This is a genomic window from Apilactobacillus kunkeei, from assembly GCF_001308195.1.
Taxonomy (GTDB): Bacteria; Bacillota; Bacilli; order Lactobacillales; family Lactobacillaceae; genus Apilactobacillus; species Apilactobacillus kunkeei_C.
Window position 1 is genome coordinate 67,091 of sequence record NZ_JXDF01000014.1, and the last position, 15,487, is coordinate 82,577.

At 34.3% G+C, this 15,487-nt stretch carries 21 protein-coding genes; 20 read left to right on the forward strand and 1 reads right to left on the reverse strand.

Features of this window, described 5'->3' with window-relative positions:
* Positions 1-11 precede the first annotated feature (11 nt).
* The 7 genes from RZ78_RS02795 (at position 12) to trxA (ending at position 4,683) form a co-directional block, all read left to right on the forward strand.
* On the forward strand, positions 12-284 hold the full coding sequence (locus RZ78_RS02795) for an IreB family regulatory phosphoprotein (protein ID WP_034532160.1): 273 nt from the start codon (positions 12-14) through the stop codon (positions 282-284).
* A 3-nt stretch (positions 285-287) separates the two neighbouring features.
* Entirely contained in the window at positions 288-719 is a 432-nt protein-coding gene (ruvX, locus tag RZ78_RS02800; RefSeq protein WP_034532162.1) for a Holliday junction resolvase RuvX, read from the forward strand.
* 18 nt (positions 720-737) lie between these two features.
* Positions 738-1,052, forward strand: coding sequence for a DUF1292 domain-containing protein (locus RZ78_RS02805; protein ID WP_034532164.1), 315 nt, complete (start codon positions 738-740; stop codon positions 1,050-1,052).
* Positions 1,053-1,161: 109 nt separating this feature from the next.
* A complete protein-coding gene (gene zapA / locus RZ78_RS02810; RefSeq protein WP_034532166.1) occupies positions 1,162-1,425 on the forward strand; it encodes a cell division protein ZapA in 264 nt (87 codons plus the stop codon).
* On the forward strand, positions 1,425-1,910 hold the full coding sequence (locus tag RZ78_RS02815; protein ID WP_034534301.1) for a CvpA family protein: 486 nt from the start codon (positions 1,425-1,427) through the stop codon (positions 1,908-1,910). The genes zapA and RZ78_RS02815 overlap by 1 nt, the downstream gene beginning before the upstream one ends.
* Before the next feature lie 13 nt (positions 1,911-1,923).
* A complete protein-coding gene (locus tag RZ78_RS02820) occupies positions 1,924-4,281 on the forward strand; it encodes an endonuclease MutS2 (protein ID WP_054608064.1) in 2,358 nt (785 codons plus the stop codon).
* Between the two features lie 84 nt (positions 4,282-4,365).
* Positions 4,366-4,683, forward strand: coding sequence for a thioredoxin (gene trxA, locus RZ78_RS02825; protein WP_272946541.1), 318 nt, complete (start codon positions 4,366-4,368; stop codon positions 4,681-4,683).
* Between the two features lie 44 nt (positions 4,684-4,727).
* Here the strand turns inward: trxA and RZ78_RS02830 are convergent, their stop codons facing one another.
* On the reverse strand, positions 4,728-5,219 hold the full coding sequence (locus RZ78_RS02830; protein ID WP_054608065.1) for a YslB family protein: 492 nt from the start codon (positions 5,217-5,219) through the stop codon (positions 4,728-4,730).
* A 164-nt stretch (positions 5,220-5,383) separates the two neighbouring features.
* Between RZ78_RS02830 and racE the strand changes: the two genes are divergently transcribed.
* The 13 genes from racE (at position 5,384) to RZ78_RS02900 (ending at position 15,375) form a co-directional block, all read left to right on the forward strand.
* On the forward strand, positions 5,384-6,199 hold the full coding sequence (racE, locus tag RZ78_RS02835; protein ID WP_054608066.1) for a glutamate racemase: 816 nt from the start codon (positions 5,384-5,386) through the stop codon (positions 6,197-6,199).
* 2 nt (positions 6,200-6,201) lie between these two features.
* Positions 6,202-6,792, forward strand: coding sequence for an XTP/dITP diphosphatase (locus RZ78_RS02840; protein ID WP_054608067.1), 591 nt, complete (start codon positions 6,202-6,204; stop codon positions 6,790-6,792).
* A 69-nt stretch (positions 6,793-6,861) separates the two neighbouring features.
* Complete coding sequence (locus RZ78_RS02845) at positions 6,862-7,239, forward strand: DUF948 domain-containing protein (protein ID WP_054608068.1); 378 nt, start codon at positions 6,862-6,864, stop codon at positions 7,237-7,239.
* Positions 7,240-7,254: 15 nt separating this feature from the next.
* The gene (locus RZ78_RS02850) at positions 7,255-7,677 is read left to right on the forward strand and encodes a YtxH domain-containing protein (protein WP_034532178.1); all 423 of its coding nucleotides are present in this window, start codon (positions 7,255-7,257) and stop codon (positions 7,675-7,677) included.
* A 156-nt stretch (positions 7,678-7,833) separates the two neighbouring features.
* On the forward strand, positions 7,834-8,835 hold the full coding sequence (gene ccpA / locus RZ78_RS02855; RefSeq protein WP_054608069.1) for a catabolite control protein A: 1,002 nt from the start codon (positions 7,834-7,836) through the stop codon (positions 8,833-8,835).
* A 95-nt stretch (positions 8,836-8,930) separates the two neighbouring features.
* The gene (locus tag RZ78_RS02860) at positions 8,931-9,665 is read left to right on the forward strand and encodes a YebC/PmpR family DNA-binding transcriptional regulator (RefSeq protein ID WP_034532182.1); all 735 of its coding nucleotides are present in this window, start codon (positions 8,931-8,933) and stop codon (positions 9,663-9,665) included.
* Between the two features lie 90 nt (positions 9,666-9,755).
* A complete protein-coding gene (comGA, locus tag RZ78_RS02865) occupies positions 9,756-10,664 on the forward strand; it encodes a competence type IV pilus ATPase ComGA (RefSeq protein WP_054608070.1) in 909 nt (302 codons plus the stop codon).
* Positions 10,642-11,613 carry a type II secretion system F family protein gene (locus tag RZ78_RS02870; protein WP_054608071.1) on the forward strand — a complete coding sequence of 324 codons (972 nt, stop codon included), beginning with the start codon at positions 10,642-10,644 and terminating at the stop codon, positions 11,611-11,613. Before comGA ends, RZ78_RS02870 begins: the two co-directional genes overlap by 23 nt.
* A 3-nt stretch (positions 11,614-11,616) precedes the next feature.
* The gene (comGC, locus tag RZ78_RS02875) at positions 11,617-11,922 is read left to right on the forward strand and encodes a competence type IV pilus major pilin ComGC (RefSeq protein ID WP_054608072.1); all 306 of its coding nucleotides are present in this window, start codon (positions 11,617-11,619) and stop codon (positions 11,920-11,922) included.
* Positions 11,891-12,343, forward strand: a complete 453-nt coding sequence (locus RZ78_RS02880; RefSeq protein WP_054608073.1) for a hypothetical protein — start codon at positions 11,891-11,893, stop codon at positions 12,341-12,343. The genes comGC and RZ78_RS02880 overlap by 32 nt, the downstream gene beginning before the upstream one ends.
* A 137-nt stretch (positions 12,344-12,480) precedes the next feature.
* On the forward strand, positions 12,481-12,903 hold the full coding sequence (locus RZ78_RS02890) for a competence type IV pilus minor pilin ComGF (RefSeq protein WP_054608075.1): 423 nt from the start codon (positions 12,481-12,483) through the stop codon (positions 12,901-12,903).
* 236 nt (positions 12,904-13,139) lie between these two features.
* Positions 13,140-14,174 (forward strand): class I SAM-dependent methyltransferase, encoded by a 1,035-nt coding sequence (locus RZ78_RS02895; protein WP_034532193.1) that lies wholly within the window; start codon positions 13,140-13,142, stop codon positions 14,172-14,174.
* Positions 14,175-14,184: 10 nt separating this feature from the next.
* Positions 14,185-15,375, forward strand: a complete 1,191-nt coding sequence (locus RZ78_RS02900; protein WP_054608076.1) for an acetate/propionate family kinase — start codon at positions 14,185-14,187, stop codon at positions 15,373-15,375.
* Positions 15,376-15,487: the final 112 nt, after the last annotated feature.

Genomic DNA, 15,487 nt, shown 5'->3' on the forward strand with positions numbered 1-15,487 from the left:
AGGTGTTATAAATGAGTGCTTCAGATAAGACAATGTATTTTGATTTAAGTAATAATACTCCAAAGAATGTTCATGATACACTATTAATCGTGTTTAAGGCATTGGAGGAAAAAGGATACGATCCATACAATCAAATTGTCGGATATTTAATTTCAGGAGATCCTGCATATATTCCTCGATTTAATGATGCTCGTAATTTAATTCGTCGATACGAAAGAGACGAGATTATTGAAGAGTTGGTTCGTTTTTACTTGGACAAGAATAATGATCGTGAGGAAAATTAATATATGAGATTAATGGGGATGGATGTCGGATCTAAGACGGTTGGGATTTCTGTTAGTGATTTATTGGGATGGACAGCACAAGGTGTTGAAATCATTCCAATTAATGAAGACGAAGAACAATTTGGATTAGATCGGGTAGCCGAATTAGTCGAAAAATATGAAATTACGGGGTTTGTTCTAGGATTACCTAAGAACATGAATAATACCTCAGGACCTAGGGTTGAAGCTTCAAAACGATATGGTGAAATGTTAAAGGAAAAGTTTAACCTACCAGTAGACTTTGTTGATGAACGATTAACAACTGTTGAAGCCGAAAGAATGCTTATTGAAAAAGCGGACACTTCTAGAGAAAAACGAAAAAAAGTTATCGATAAAATTGCCTCTGAATTGATTTTACAGACCTATTTAGATGGTAAAGGTAAACTAACAAGATAATGAAAAGAGGGGTTAGCAATGGACAACAACAACGAAGAAGAACAACAACAAATTTCATTAGTTGACGAAAAGGGAAACGAAGAACTATACGATGTTTTATTCACTTTCGAATCTGATGATTTTGGTAAATCATACATCTTACTTTACCCAGCCGGTAAAGCAGATGATGAAGAAGTTAACATTGAAGCATATGCCTTACCAGAAGGCGATGATCCAATGGACCCACAAGGTGGAGATTTACAATTAATCGAAACTGATGAAGAATGGGAAATGGTTGAATCAGTGCTAAACACTTTATTAGATACCGATGACGGTGACGATGAAGAAGAATAAACAATAACTAAAAAGATGCCGCAACGGCGTCTTTTTTTGTGTTCTTTACTGGTTATAGTCTGCCTTTTCATGCTAAAATAGTGATGAAGTTAATGGAGGTTTATCGAAAATGAACGACACGAATCAACGCTTTAAAGCTAGTATTGGAAAAAAGAACTACACATTTGTAGGAAAGAGTTCCGCAGACCACATGAAGACAGTGACTGAATTAATGAATCGTCAATTGGTTCAATTAAAAGAAATGTCACCAGATATTAATGACGAAGATGCAGCTATTTTATTGGCGTTCAACGCATTTTCAGAACAAATTAAGTTACAAGAAAAATTAAATGAATTAACCGAAAATAACGAAGAAGAAGGAAACATGAACTAATGCTTTTTAATATTATTATCTTTCTACTGCTTATCTATGGTGCATATGATGGATATCACCGTGGATTAGCACAAGAAATATTACGTGTTGTTGGTTTTTTGTTTAGCCTATTTGTTTCGCTGTACTTTGCTAGAGATTTGAGTCAAGCTATCTTTGCAAACAGTAGTTTGATTAATGATCAAATCCTATGTAACAGTATTAGTTTCTTCATTATTTTCTTAATTTCTGGAATTTTTGTGCGTATTATTATCTCAATCGTAGATAAGATTACTCATATTCCAGTAATTCACCAACTTAATGCATTGGGTGGAACTGTTATTGGATTGATAATTGCTTACGTATCAATTCTATTTATTTTAAATGTGATTTCTGTTCTACCAAGTAATCAAATAACTAAACAATATCATCAGTCATCAGTTGCTGAGTTTATTGTTCATAAAACACCAATTATTTCACACGATTTATATGAAAAATGGCTAAGATAAGGTGATTAAATAAATGAATGAAAAAGTTCTATCGACTTTAGAATATGAAAAAGTTAAGAGCTCAATTGAGCAATACTTAACAACAAGAAACGGGAAAAAGGAACTAGCTGCACTGTCACCTGTAGATAATCCTAACACTATTAATATGTGGCTTGATGAAACTGATGATGGAGCGCATATTTTACGTTTAGATAAAGAAATTTCCATTCCCAAGCTTGATGATGTCACTCCATACATGAAGCGTTTAAAGATTGATGCCTCATTGAATGGTAGTGAATTATCCAAGATAAATAAGATTTTAAAGACATCTAACTATCTAGTTAGATTTTTTAATAACTTAAGAGACGATGAAGTATCATTAAATCGTTTATATAAATTAATTAATGAAATTCAAGCAGTTCCAAACATTTCACAACGACTATCAGATTCAATTGATGACGATGGTAGATTGTTGAATACTGCTTCAAAAGAGTTGAACTCAATTAGACGTCGAATGGACGTTATCAAGGGTGAGGTTCGTTCAATTATGAACCAATTCACTCAAAAACACAGTAAGGATTTAACTGAACCAATTGTCACAATTAGAGAAGACAGAATGGTGCTACCAGTTAAAGCTGAAAATAAAAACAAGTTCGGTGGAATTGTGCATGATCGCAGTTCCTCTGGCCAAACATTGTACATTGAACCAGCATCAACCGTTGGTTTGAATACAGAACTTCGTCAAAAACAAATCGAAGAACGTCATGAAGAAAGACGTATCTTAATCGAATTATCTGATTTGATTCGTCCTTACCAAAGTGAAATTATCAATAACTCTAAGATATTAGGACACTTGGATTTGATTAATGCCAAGGCCAAATACGCGAGAGATTTAAAAGCAACCAGACCAGTTGTATCAAACGAAAATCATGTTAACTTAAAGCAAGCTAGACATCCTTTAATTGATATGAATAAGGTTGTTGCTAATGATTTATACATTGGTAAAGATAACAAGGCAATCATTATTACCGGTCCTAATACCGGTGGTAAGACCATCACTATCAAGACATTAGGACTACTTCAATTGATGGCTCAATCTGGCTTATTCGTGACAGCCAACGAAGGTTCATCCGTTGCTGTATTTGATAATGTCTTCGCTGATATTGGTGACGAACAGTCAATCGAACAAAACTTAAGTACATTCTCATCACATATGGATAATATCGTTGATATTTTAAATGGAATTACTAAGAAGAGTTTGGTAATCCTTGATGAATTGGGTGCCGGAACCGATCCTAAGGAAGGTTCTGCTTTAGCCATCGCCATTCTCGACAAGATTGCCGAAAAGGATTGTGATGTTGTTGCTACAACCCACTATCCCGAATTAAAGGTATATGCTTACAACCGTCCACAAACGATTAACGCATCTATGGAATTCGATAGTGAAACCCTTCAACCAACTTATCATTTAATGATGGGTGTTCCTGGTCAAAGTAATGGTTTGAATATTGCATCTAGACTTGGTTTGGATGAATCAATCATTACAGAAGCTAGATCATTGGTTGACCAAGACAGCCAAGATTTAAACACAATGATTGTTGAATTAACTGAACAAACTAAACGTGCTCGAGTTGAAGCCGATGAACTAAAGGTTCAATTGGATGATGCTACAAAGTTACATGAAGATTTAAGTGAAGAATACGCTAAGTACAAGAACCAAAAGGATCGATTGGTGACTGCTGCTAAGCAACAAGCAAATGAAATTGCTGAAGCTGCTAAGAAGAAGGCGGACGCAATTATCAATGATCTTCATGAAAAGCAACGTAAAGTTGGCCAAGTTACCATCAAGGAAAATGAATTAATTGATGCTCAAGGTCAATTGAACTCACTACGTCATGACGTTAACCTGGTTAATAATCGTGTATTAAAGAAGGCGAAAGCTAAACACGATTTCCATAAGGGTGACGACGTTATGGTTAAGTCATATGGACAACGTGGTGTGTTGGTTAAGAAGTTAGATGATAATGAATGGGAAGTTCAATTAGGAATTCTTAAGATGAGAATTGCCGAAGGTGACCTTGAAAAAATCAAAGTTGATAATGATGAACAAAGATTTAATACCAAGGTTAAGAGAACTTCTTCCAAACGTGTATCTGCTAAACTAGATTTACGTGGTCACCGCTATGAAGAAGCAATGCATGAAGTTGATCAATACTTGGATTCTGCTGTACTTGCGGGATATCCTTCCGTTACAATTATTCACGGAAAAGGGACCGGAGCACTTAGACAAGGTGTTACAGATATGCTTTCCAGTGATAGACGAGTTGACTCATTTAATTATTCACCAGCAAATGCTGGAGGAGACGGTTCCACAGTGGTAAAATTGAGGTAGAAAATTAAATCGTATAAGACTTATTCTTTGCATTTAATTACTAAACAGTCTAAACTTACTTTCAGTAAGAAAAATAAGGAGGCTATTAATATGGTTTCAGAAACAACAGATAAGACATTTGAAAAAGATACTGCCGAAGGTGTTACTTTAACTGATTTTTGGGCAACTTGGTGCGGTCCTTGCCGTATGCAATCACCAGTTGTAGACCAATTATCTGAAGAAATGGGTGACAAGGTAACATTCAACAAGATGGATGTTGACCAAAACCCAGAAACACCACAAAAATTTGGTATTATGAGTATTCCTACTTTATTAGTAAAGAAGGATGGCGAAGTTGTAGATAGCATCGTGGGTTACCACAGCAAGGAACAACTTGCTAAGATCTTAAACCAATACCTATAAGACAAAAAAAGAACGTTTAGCATATCGCTAAGCGTTCTTTTTTATTATTGTTTTAAATCAAATTCTTTAACGGAATCTTCAATTACTGGAGCAGGATGCTTTGGATCCATATGTACTCTAATAAGGACGGTTCCATTTTTTTCTTCTTTAGGATTCATTTCAGCTTCAGAAATTACTCCGAATTGTTGTTGAGCAATTTGAGCTAAGAAACCAGATTCAAACATGAAGTCGGCATCTGGATCTGCTTCGATTCGTTTAGCAACGATATCTCCGCTCAATGTCCATTTGATTTCGTGCTTGTTTTCAGAAGAAACAGATAAGTCGCCTAAACCTGATTGTTTGAAAAATAGGACAGTATCCAAAGCGTCTTTTAATGGGAACTTTCTGGCAATTTTTTTACCAGCCCAGTACATGATGCTGTGGGTATCACTTCCCAATAAATCGTTTAATAATACGTCTCTTAATAATTCTTGACCCCATAGAGGACGAGTAGAATCATTATCAATTATTTTATTGTAAAGATTATTATTATCCATACTTGTTAACCTCAATTCCTTATATACAAATACATTATATTATAAATTTATCATAATTTATATATCCCAAGTAAAATTAAAGAAAATGTTTATCCTTAATAAATGTCAGGAAGGTCTAAAAATGGTAATATAAAAGTAGTGGAACTGAAAAGAGGGTTACTATTTTGAGCAAAAAAGCGATTGGTTTTATGGATTCTGGAGTTGGTGGTTTAACTGTTGCTAAGCTGGCGATGAAAGAATTGCAAAACGAAAACATTGCATATTTGGGCGATGAAGCCCGTTTACCATACGGTGAAAAATCTAAAGAAGAAATTCAACAATATTCATTACAAATAGCAAACTTCTTAATTGAAAAAGAAGATATTAAAATGCTGGTGATTGCATGTAATACAGCAACTTCATACGCATTAGATTATTTGAGAGGGCATCTTCTTATCCCCGTAATTGGTGTTGTTAACCCAGGAAGCATTGCAGCGGTCAATAATACAAAGACCAATCGTGTTGGATTAATTGCCACTAATGGAACTGTTAAGAGTGGTGCTTACGAAAAAGCAATTAATAAGATTAATAATAATATCGAAGTATTTAGTCAGGGATGTCCTAGATTTGTCCCAATGGTTGAAAACCAAGAATACAAAGACGCAAAAAAACAAAAAGTGGTCGATTACGATCTATCAACTATCAAGACAGATAACGTTGATACTTTAATTCTTGGATGTACTCATTTCCCAATAATGCGCGAAATGATTCAAAAATCTGTTGGTGATTCCGTTACACTAATTGATCCTGGATATGAAACAGTAAAACAAATTAAGACGATTTTACAACAACATCATCTTGAAAATGATGAAAAGGGTGATACTACTTATTCCTTCTATACTACTGGGGATGCGGACAATTTCAATCAGGTTGCAAACGAGTGGCTTAACTACGAAGTTCACGCAAAACACCTACCAATTAAAAAACTAGAGGAGCTATGATTATGGAAACAATTGTAATTGCGACTAACAATCAAAATAAAGCCCGCGAATTTCGCGAAATGTTTGGCGATAAAAATATCGACTTTAAAACACTTGCAGATTTTCCAGAATTAGGTAAAATTATTGAAAATGGTGAGTCATTTGAAGAAAATGCCACCATTAAAGCACAAGCCATTTTCGAGCGAACTAACTTAGCCGTTTTAGCTGATGATTCTGGTTTGGAAGTGCCTGCATTAAATAATGAACCCGGAATTCATTCAGCTAGATATGCTGGAGATCATGATGACGAAGCAAATAATAAGAAGCTATTGGCAAAATTAGGTAATAGTGACAAACGTGACGCTAAATTTGTAACTTGCTTAGTATTATTGAATCAACATGGTGAAAAATTCGTTGTTTATGGAACTGTAGAGGGAACCATTTTAAAAGCCCCAAGAGGTGATAATGGTTTTGGATACGACCCATTATTTTATGTACCAAGTAAGAAGAAGACCATGGCAGAAATGTCTGATCATGAAAAAAATGAGATAAGCCATCGTGGAAATGCGATTAAACAACTATATAGTAAGTTTGATGAATGGTGGAAGGCTTAAGATTAAACTAATTGTAAGATTAAATAGTAAATGCTATTATAATCATATAAACGTATGAGGAGGGGTTGCATGACAATTGGAGGATTAGCTGGTTTGATTGCTGCAGTTGCATTTTTCATTATTGCAATTTGTGCTGCGGTTCTACTAATCAAGTTATCTAAGACTGTTGACGAGGTAAATAAGAATATTAATTCTATTTCTCAAGATATTAATGTAATATCAAAACAGGCCGAAGATATTTTAGCTAGCTCAAATTCATTAGTTAAGGATGTTAATGAAAAAATCAACACCTTGGATCCAGTTTATCAAGCTGCTGCAGATGTTGGACAAAGCGTTAGCGATTTAAATAACGCAACTCAAAACTTAGCCAAAAAGTTCCAAAACAGAAACAAGAAATCATTTATGGAAAAAGCCGCAGGTGCTGGCTTTAGAATGTTTAAAAAATAAAAGGGAGTGTTTTTTATGAAAAAGACAGGACTATTTTTATTAGGATTAACTACCGGTGCAGCCGCTGCTGCATACTTAGCATACCGTAAGATGGATGATGAAAAGACAAAGGAATTTGTTAACAGTACTGTAAAGACTGCTAACGACTTAAAGGATCGTGCATTAGACTATGCTTTTTACGCTTTAGATTCTGTTGATGACGTAAAAGAACAACTACAATACAAGACCTCAGATGCAAAGTCAAAGATTAAAGACGCTGCTGGTAAGGTTAACGACAATGTAGTTAACAAAGCACAATACTACTACGATGAAGGTAGTACCCAATTCCACAAAGCAGCTGACAACTTGAGAAACCAAGTTAGAAAAAACGCTGATGATAGCCAAGATATCGTCATCGATCCAGATGCTTTAAAACAAGAAGACAATTTAAGTAAATAATTTTTAAATTGTAAAAGAGGCCTGACTTTGTTAGGCCTCTTTTGTGTTTTCAAGAGGTGGTAGTCTTGTTAAATCATCGTTTATCTGATATATTTGTAAACATATTGAAAGCGCTATGAAAACAAACCAGGCGGACTTAAAGAGGAGTTTGAGAGAATGGAAAAGCAAAATGTAACTATTTACGATGTTGCTAGAGAATCTGGTGTTTCCATGGCTACTGTTTCCAGAGTTTTAAATGGTAACAGTAACGTACGACAAGCAACCAAAGAAAAAGTGTTGAAGGTCATAGATGATCTGGACTATCGCCCTAACGCTGTGGCAAGGGGACTAGCAAGTAAGAAGACAACAACGGTTGGGGTAATCATTCCCGATGTAACCGATGGATACTTTTCTTCACTAGCTCGTGGAATTGATGATATTGCTACTATGTACAAGTACAATATCATCCTAGCCAATTCGGATGATAATCCCGATAAGGAAGCATCAGTATTAAATACATTGTTAAGTAAACAAGTTGATGGAATTATCTTCATGGGTAATGAAATTAATGACGATTTAAGAGCTGATTTTAAGCGTTCTGACTGTCCAATCGTGCTTGCGGGTTCAGTTGATATTAACAACTCGGTACCTAGCGTAAACATCGATTATACAGATGCTGTAAAGAATGAAACAGAACGTTTAATCAAAAATGGTAATTCTAGAATTGCCTTTGCATCTGGTTCAATGAAACAAGATGTTAATAAAGAATACCGACTAAAAGGATATGTTTCAGCATTAGAAAACAACGGAATCAAGTTTGATGAAAAGTTAGTTTTCGAAACAAAAGGAACATATGAAGACGGTTATGATTTGGCTGAACGAATCATCAATGATAAGATTACTGCAGCTGTAGCCACTAATGATGAATTGGCTGCCGGAATCTTAAATGGAATGACCGATAGAGGAGTTTCAGTGCCACAAGATTTTGAATTATTCACAAGTAATAATACAAAATTAGCGAAAATGATGAGACCACAATTGTCTTCAATCACTCAACCTTTGTATGATATTGGTGCGGTAGCGATGAGATTATTGACTAAGATTATGAACAAAGAAGAGATTGATAACCGTTATGTGGTTTTAGGCTATGAAATAGTTGAACGCGACTCAACTAAATAGCTGATATAGTAACTTGATTAATTATATACTGATTGATATAATTGATATGTTTGTAAACTAATGAAACAATAGAATTCGAGAGGAGTGCTGTGATTATGTCAGGACATTCAAAATGGCATAACATTCAAGGACGTAAAGGTGCCCAAGATAAAAAACGTGGTAAGATTTTCCAAAAATTGTCTCGTGATTTATACCAAGCTGCTAAAGCTGGTGGTCCAGAACCAGATGGTAACCCACAATTACGTCTTGTGATTGATAAAGCTCATGCTGCCAACATGCCTAAGGATAACATTCAACGTGCTATCGATAAGGCTTCTGGTCAAGGTGGAGCAAACTACGAAGAAATTACTTACGAAGGATATGGACCTGCTGGTACAGCTATCATGGTTTCTTGCTTAACTGATAACAAGAACCGTACTGCTGCTGCCGTACGTTCAGCATTCAGTCACCATGGTGGTTCACTAGGATCAAATGGTTCTGTTTCATACATGTTTGACCGTAAAGGATACATCGTTATCCTACGTGACGGTTTAGACGTTGATGAAGACAGTATGTTAATGGATGTTTTAGATGCTGGTGGAGAAGACATGAAGTCAGATGACGACCAATTTGAAATCTTCACTGCACCTTCAGATCTAACTGCTGTTAGAGATGCTTTACAAGAAAAATATGATTTAGATACTGCTGAAGTTACAATGTTCCCTCAAAACAAGACTGCTGTACCAAGTGACAAAGTTTCACAATACACTGGTCTAATTGACGAACTTGACGAAAACGATGACGTTCAAGACGTTTATGAAGCAGCTGAATTACCTGAAGCAGCTGAATAATTAAAGGAGATGCACATATGTGCATCTTTTTTTGTATAAAAATAAATGAAACCTTCACTTTTTGCGAATATAAAAAGTGGAGGTTTTTTTATGAATATTTCAAATTATTTCGATAATCTAATTAATCAAGCAATCGAAGACAAAATCAAAGACATTTATCTTCTGCCGATTAACGAAAATTATATTGTTAGGGAACACACAGGCTTAAATATTGAGAATCATGATTGTATTAATTATGAAAAAGCAAACAAATTAATTAATTACTGTAAATATATTGGTGGGATGTCAATCAGTGAGCGTAGAAGACCACAGATTGGTTCATTTGAGTTTATCAATAACCAAAAGAAATTCTTCTTACGGTTTTCCTCAGTTGGAAACTATAAAAATCACGAATCCATGGTGATTAGGATTATTTATTCATTGGATGACGAGACAATTAATTATGACAATGAAAATCAATTTTATCGGTTGAAGGAATTATCAAAACAAAATGGGATGATTATTTTCGCTGGTAAAACTGGCTCAGGAAAGACAACGTCAATTTATCATTTAGCTAATTCGATGAGTGCCAATAAATTGATCATGAGCATTGAAGACCCAGTAGAAATTATTAATCCCAATTTTCTTCAGCTACAGGTTAATGAGTCAGCTGATATGGGTTACGACGAGTTGATTAAGGTCGGACTAAGAAGCCGTCCGGATATTTTTATTATTGGTGAAATTAGGGATGCTAGTACCGCAAAATCCGCAGTTCGTGCCGCACTATCAGGACATTTGGTGCTAACTACCATCCATGCCAGGGATATTGACGGGGTCATTAATAGACTAGGTCAATTGGGTTGTGATTATGGTGATCTATTTAACTGTTTAAATTCAGTTGTATTTCAAAAGTTGTCCGTAAGAAATCAAAGAGATATTTCAGTGAATATGGATATTAGAAATGATTTTGCAGGTTTAAAAGAAAGGATAGTTGGCAATGGAAAAACTATCGCTGAATAAACAGTACTATCTATTTAAGAATTTGAGTGATTTGTTTAGTGCGGGGTTCACGATTAAGGAATCTCTTCAATTTCTATCTGAAGTAGGTGGTAGGCAGTCAACGATTAAAAAAATTGCTAATAAGTTGAGTGAAGGTAATAGCTTCAGTGACAGCATTGTTGGTTTGGTTCATAACGATTTTTATAATCAGATCATGATTAGTGAGAAATATGGTGATCTTTCATCTTGTTTAGCCGAGTTAAGTCACTTTATTGAAATTAAGTTAAAAAACAAGTCCAAAATAAAGGATTTATTATTTTACCCAATTGTATTAGTGATTATTTTGATAGGGATTGTTTATGCAATCAATGCCTTTGTGCTACCACAATTAAGTTCGATTAATTCTATGCAACATTATGATTTAGGTTGGCTATATATAATTTTATTCTGCCTATTTATAGGGATTTTAATTGTAACTCTAATGTACAAACGATTACCATTACTCAGAAAAAGAGACGTTATATCGAGGATTCCGTTTATCGGAAAAATTTACAAAGCTTATATGGGATATATATTGTCGCTTGAATTAAAAATGTTGATTCAAAACGGAATTGATTTAAAGAATATTCTAAGCATTTTAAAAGACTTCAAACCTAATACGATTATGTTTCTGTTAGGAGAAAAAGCACGTCGACTGGCTAATCATGGTGAAGATGTTGGTAAATTAACTAGAATGTATTCGTTTATTCCAGCAGAATTTAACGGATTTTTTCATCATGGGTCAAAGGTGTCTGAAATATTAATCAAATTAGAGGCTTTTTCACAGATTAAATTTGAGGAAATGAATCGTCGTTCAAATCAACTAATTAATCTAATTCAACCGTTATTATTTTTATTTATTGGAATTTGTATTGTTTTGGCATATTTAGTTGTTCTTATGCCAATTTATTCATCATTGAAAGGAATTTAAAAAATGAACAAGAAAAAATCAGGCTTCACATTAATTGAAATGACAATTGTATTATTTATTATTTCACTACTAATTTTAATTGTTGTACCAAATGTTTCAGGGCAAAGAAAACATGCAACAGACGTACACGTCCATGCAATGCAAACATTAGTCCAAGGTCAAATTGATTCATTTGCATCGGATGAAAATAAAGGAGACGTAAGTATGGATGCACTTGTTAAAAATGGTTACCTAACCCAAAAACAAGCTGATCAAGCTCAAGAAGAAGGCATTCAAATTGTGGACAATAAAGCCGTGGCAAAAGAATAAGGGGGCGTTTACTACAATTGAGATGCTGATTGTATTAATCATTAGCTCGATTTTTATGTCGTTATGTATATTTTTATATCAAGGTGTTCACATTAATGATAAAGAGTTAGAAAAAGATTTTTGGGAAAACTTTAATGTGTATTGGAAACATGGAATTGAGAGTAGTGAATATAGCGGATTAAGGACATATATTTACGAGAAAAATAATGACATTATCTTTTTGAACGATGGCAATTATAATAAACTCCGAATGCCCAACGGTATGCGTTCGCAAGATAATTTATTAATAATTATTAACAATGATGGATATGTTCCACCACAAACCTATGAGTGGTATTCCAAGAAAACGCATACTCGTTACTATTTAAAAGTACAACTTGGTGGAGGTACTTATAAAATATATGAAAAGTATTATGAATAAAGGCTTTATTATGATTGATTCGATTACGGCATTGACTTTAATTTCTGTAGGGATGATTTTCTTCTGTGAATCAAATCAACATATGTATGACAATCTTGATAAAGCTAGAAGAACTTTGATACAAAAGAGATTAGACTATGAAAAGAGAAAAGGGCTTTACGATTATTGAAACAATTATCGCACTAACGATACTTGGTTTGATTGCATTTACGATTACAATGATTAATCCATTGAAAAAATCATATAATCAAAAAAATATGCATGCGGTGGACTTTCAGCTATTCCTAAATAATATCGAATCAACTAAAAAACACTACTTTTTATATAAAATTGTGGGTGGGAAATTATTATCTATGGGGAGTAAAAGGTCCTCCAAAGAATATCAAATGTATAAAAATGGCGAAATGATAATCTTAACCGGAATCAATGGAGGCTTTTATCCGCTTTTAGATGATGTTGAAAGTGTTAGTTTTAAAGAAGTAAAGAAGCATTTAGCAATAAATGTGTTATTTACAAATGGTGAAAGTTATGAGGATGTGAGTTCAATATCTTATGAGTAAAAAATGTGGATCAGCGACATTGATTGCAATTGTCGTTCTATCGGTTTTATCAATTTTCTTATTGATAAAATATGAAAAATATAATGCTGAAATGCAGACGATAGATAAATTGATAAAAAGTTATGAATAACGATAATTTATATGCAAGTTATTAATGGTTTATCTTGAATTTTCTTGTAAAAATCTGGTAATATGAAAGTTGTTATTAAGTGATAATACTTTTAAGGGAGTTGAGTGTGCTGACTGAGAAAGATACAGAAACTCTGTTTAAAGTTTTCAATTCTTCAGCTGAAATCTTGAAAGACAAGCTAGGGGTATCATATCTTGATGCATTTATCGAGACTGGAGATAACCTTATCAATGACGGACAAGTTCATGTTGAAGATGGTATACCAGATAGTGACACAGTTTCTAAGTTAGAAGGATTATACCGAGACGTAGATTATCAATCTATGGATGCAGAAACTGTAAGAAAGGCAATTCAAATTTGCATGATTAAAGCAACCAAAGAGGATGCAATTCAAGCAAATCACCAAATAACACCTGATACAATAGCCTCTATCATGGGCTATTTGGTTATTAGATTAGTTAAGAATGCCAAGCATCTACAGATTCTGGATTTATCCGTCGGAATGGGTAACCTATTAACTACGGTTATGAATCAATTGAAGGATGCAGTTAAGGATATTGATTTGCATGCTATTGGAATCGATAATGATGATTCCATGTTAGCCGTTTCAAGCATAAGTACACAAATGCAAAGAAACGATAAAAATACTGAACTTATTTACCAAGATTCAGTTGCCAATATTTTGGTAGATGATGCAGATTTAGTAATTTCTGATTTACCAATTGGGTATTATCCGATTGATGAAAATACCACTAACTATAAGACAAGATCAACAGATGGTCATTCATATGCTCACCACTTGTTAATCGAACAAGGGATGAACCATATCAAACCAGGTGGTTATGGGGTTTTCTTAGTACCAAGTAATATCTTTAACACGCCGGAATCAAAATCATTGTTAAAATGGATTCAAGATAATGCTTATCTTCAAGCATTATTGAATCTACCAAAAGAAATCTTTAACAATGCAAATGCTCAAAAAGCAATTTTGATTCTACAAAAGCATGGTGAAGATGCCCACCAAGTTGAAAAAATTATGATTGGTGAGTTCCCATCATTTAACGAAGTATCTGCTTTCCAAAAATTCTTAGCAGAACTAGTTGAGTGGGAAGAAAAGGATTTATTATCTAAAAAAAGTTAGGAGAACTATTATGGGAAAGTCAATTGCAATTAACGCAGGAAGTTCCACATTAAAATTTAAATTATTCGAAATGCCTTCAGAAAAATTAATTTCAAGCGGGGCAATCGATAGAATTGGTTTAACTAAATCAGATGTTGAAATTAAATATGGTGATGGCGAAAAATTCCAAAAGACAATGGATATCCAAAACCATGAAGAAGCCATCAAACTTGTATTAGACAAACTACTAAGCCTAAACATTATTGCTGATTACAACGAAATCACAGGTGTTGGTCACCGTGTTGTTGCCGGTGGTGAATACTTCACTGACTCAGTTGTTATTGATGATGATGTTTTAAGTAAGTTAGAAGAACTATCAGAATTAGCTCCACTTCATGAACCAGCAAACATTCTAGGAATCAAAGCATTTAAGAAGATTTTGCCTGATGTAATTAGTGTTGCTGTATTCGATACTTCATTCCATACTTCAATGCCAGAAGAAAACTATATGTATGCTTTACCATACAAGTACTACCGTGATCACAAAGCTAGAAAATATGGTGCACATGGTACTAGTTACCGTTACGTATCAGGACGTGCTGCTGCTATGATGGGCAAAAAACTAGAAGACTTAAAACTAGTTATTATGCACTTAGGTGCCGGTGCTTCAATCTGTGCCGTTGACCATGGTAAGTCATTAGATACTTCAATGGGCTTCACTCCATTAACTGGTATCATGATGGCTACTAGATCTGGTGATGTTGACCCTTCACTACTTGCTTACATTATGGAAAAAGAAGGCATTTCAGATATTAACGAAATGATTAGCATCCTAAACAAGAAGTCAGGTTTAGCTGGTGTATCAGAAGTTTCTGCTGATATGAGAGATCTAGAAGCAGTTAAGGATGAAAACCACCAAGCTGAACTAGCTCGTAACATGTACATGAACAGAATCGTTAGATACGTTGGTCAATACGTTGCTGAAATGAACGGTGTTGATGGTATCGTATTTACAGCCGGTGTTGGTGAAAATGATATTGGTATCAGACAAGAAGTTGCTGATAAGTTAAGTTACTTCGGTGTTAAGGTCGATCCTGAAAAGAACCACATTCGTGCCGTTGAAAGAGATATCAGTGCTGACGATGCTAAGATTAAGACATTATTAATTCCTACAAACGAAGAATTAATGATTGTTAGAGATATCGAACGTCTTAAAAAATAAAGAAAAAGAGACCGAATAAGGTCTGAACTGAACCCCTTGAGTTGGAGAAATCTAACTTAAGGGGTTCTTTTATGTTTTCTAAAGAATTAAAATTAGCTGCCATTAAAGATTA

Excerpts from the sequence above, each read along its gene's own strand:
- RZ78_RS02845 (WP_054608068.1), top strand. The coding sequence starts at position 6,862 with ATGACAATTGGAGGATTAGCTGGTTTGATTGCTGCAGTTGCATTTTTC.
- RZ78_RS02820 (WP_054608064.1), top strand. The coding sequence starts at position 1,924 with ATGAATGAAAAAGTTCTATCGACTTTAGAATATGAAAAAGTTAAGAGC.
- comGA (WP_054608070.1), top strand. The coding sequence starts at position 9,756 with ATGAATATTTCAAATTATTTCGATAATCTAATTAATCAAGCAATCGAA.
- RZ78_RS02870 (WP_054608071.1), top strand. The coding sequence starts at position 10,642 with ATGGAAAAACTATCGCTGAATAAACAGTACTATCTATTTAAGAATTTG.
- RZ78_RS02840 (WP_054608067.1), top strand. The coding sequence starts at position 6,202 with ATGGAAACAATTGTAATTGCGACTAACAATCAAAATAAAGCCCGCGAA.
- RZ78_RS02805 (WP_034532164.1), top strand. The coding sequence starts at position 738 with ATGGACAACAACAACGAAGAAGAACAACAACAAATTTCATTAGTTGAC.
- RZ78_RS02900 (WP_054608076.1), top strand. The coding sequence starts at position 14,185 with ATGGGAAAGTCAATTGCAATTAACGCAGGAAGTTCCACATTAAAATTT.
- RZ78_RS02890 (WP_054608075.1), top strand. The coding sequence starts at position 12,481 with ATGAAAAGAGAAAAGGGCTTTACGATTATTGAAACAATTATCGCACTA.
- RZ78_RS02830 (WP_054608065.1), bottom strand. The coding sequence starts at position 5,219 with ATGGATAATAATAATCTTTACAATAAAATAATTGATAATGATTCTACT.
- zapA (WP_034532166.1), top strand. The coding sequence starts at position 1,162 with ATGAACGACACGAATCAACGCTTTAAAGCTAGTATTGGAAAAAAGAAC.
- RZ78_RS02860 (WP_034532182.1), top strand. The coding sequence starts at position 8,931 with ATGTCAGGACATTCAAAATGGCATAACATTCAAGGACGTAAAGGTGCC.
- comGC (WP_054608072.1), top strand. The coding sequence starts at position 11,617 with ATGAACAAGAAAAAATCAGGCTTCACATTAATTGAAATGACAATTGTA.
- ruvX (WP_034532162.1), top strand. The coding sequence starts at position 288 with ATGAGATTAATGGGGATGGATGTCGGATCTAAGACGGTTGGGATTTCT.
- RZ78_RS02815 (WP_034534301.1), top strand. The coding sequence starts at position 1,425 with ATGCTTTTTAATATTATTATCTTTCTACTGCTTATCTATGGTGCATAT.
- RZ78_RS02795 (WP_034532160.1), top strand. The coding sequence starts at position 12 with ATGAGTGCTTCAGATAAGACAATGTATTTTGATTTAAGTAATAATACT.
- RZ78_RS02850 (WP_034532178.1), top strand. The coding sequence starts at position 7,255 with ATGAAAAAGACAGGACTATTTTTATTAGGATTAACTACCGGTGCAGCC.
- ccpA (WP_054608069.1), top strand. The coding sequence starts at position 7,834 with ATGGAAAAGCAAAATGTAACTATTTACGATGTTGCTAGAGAATCTGGT.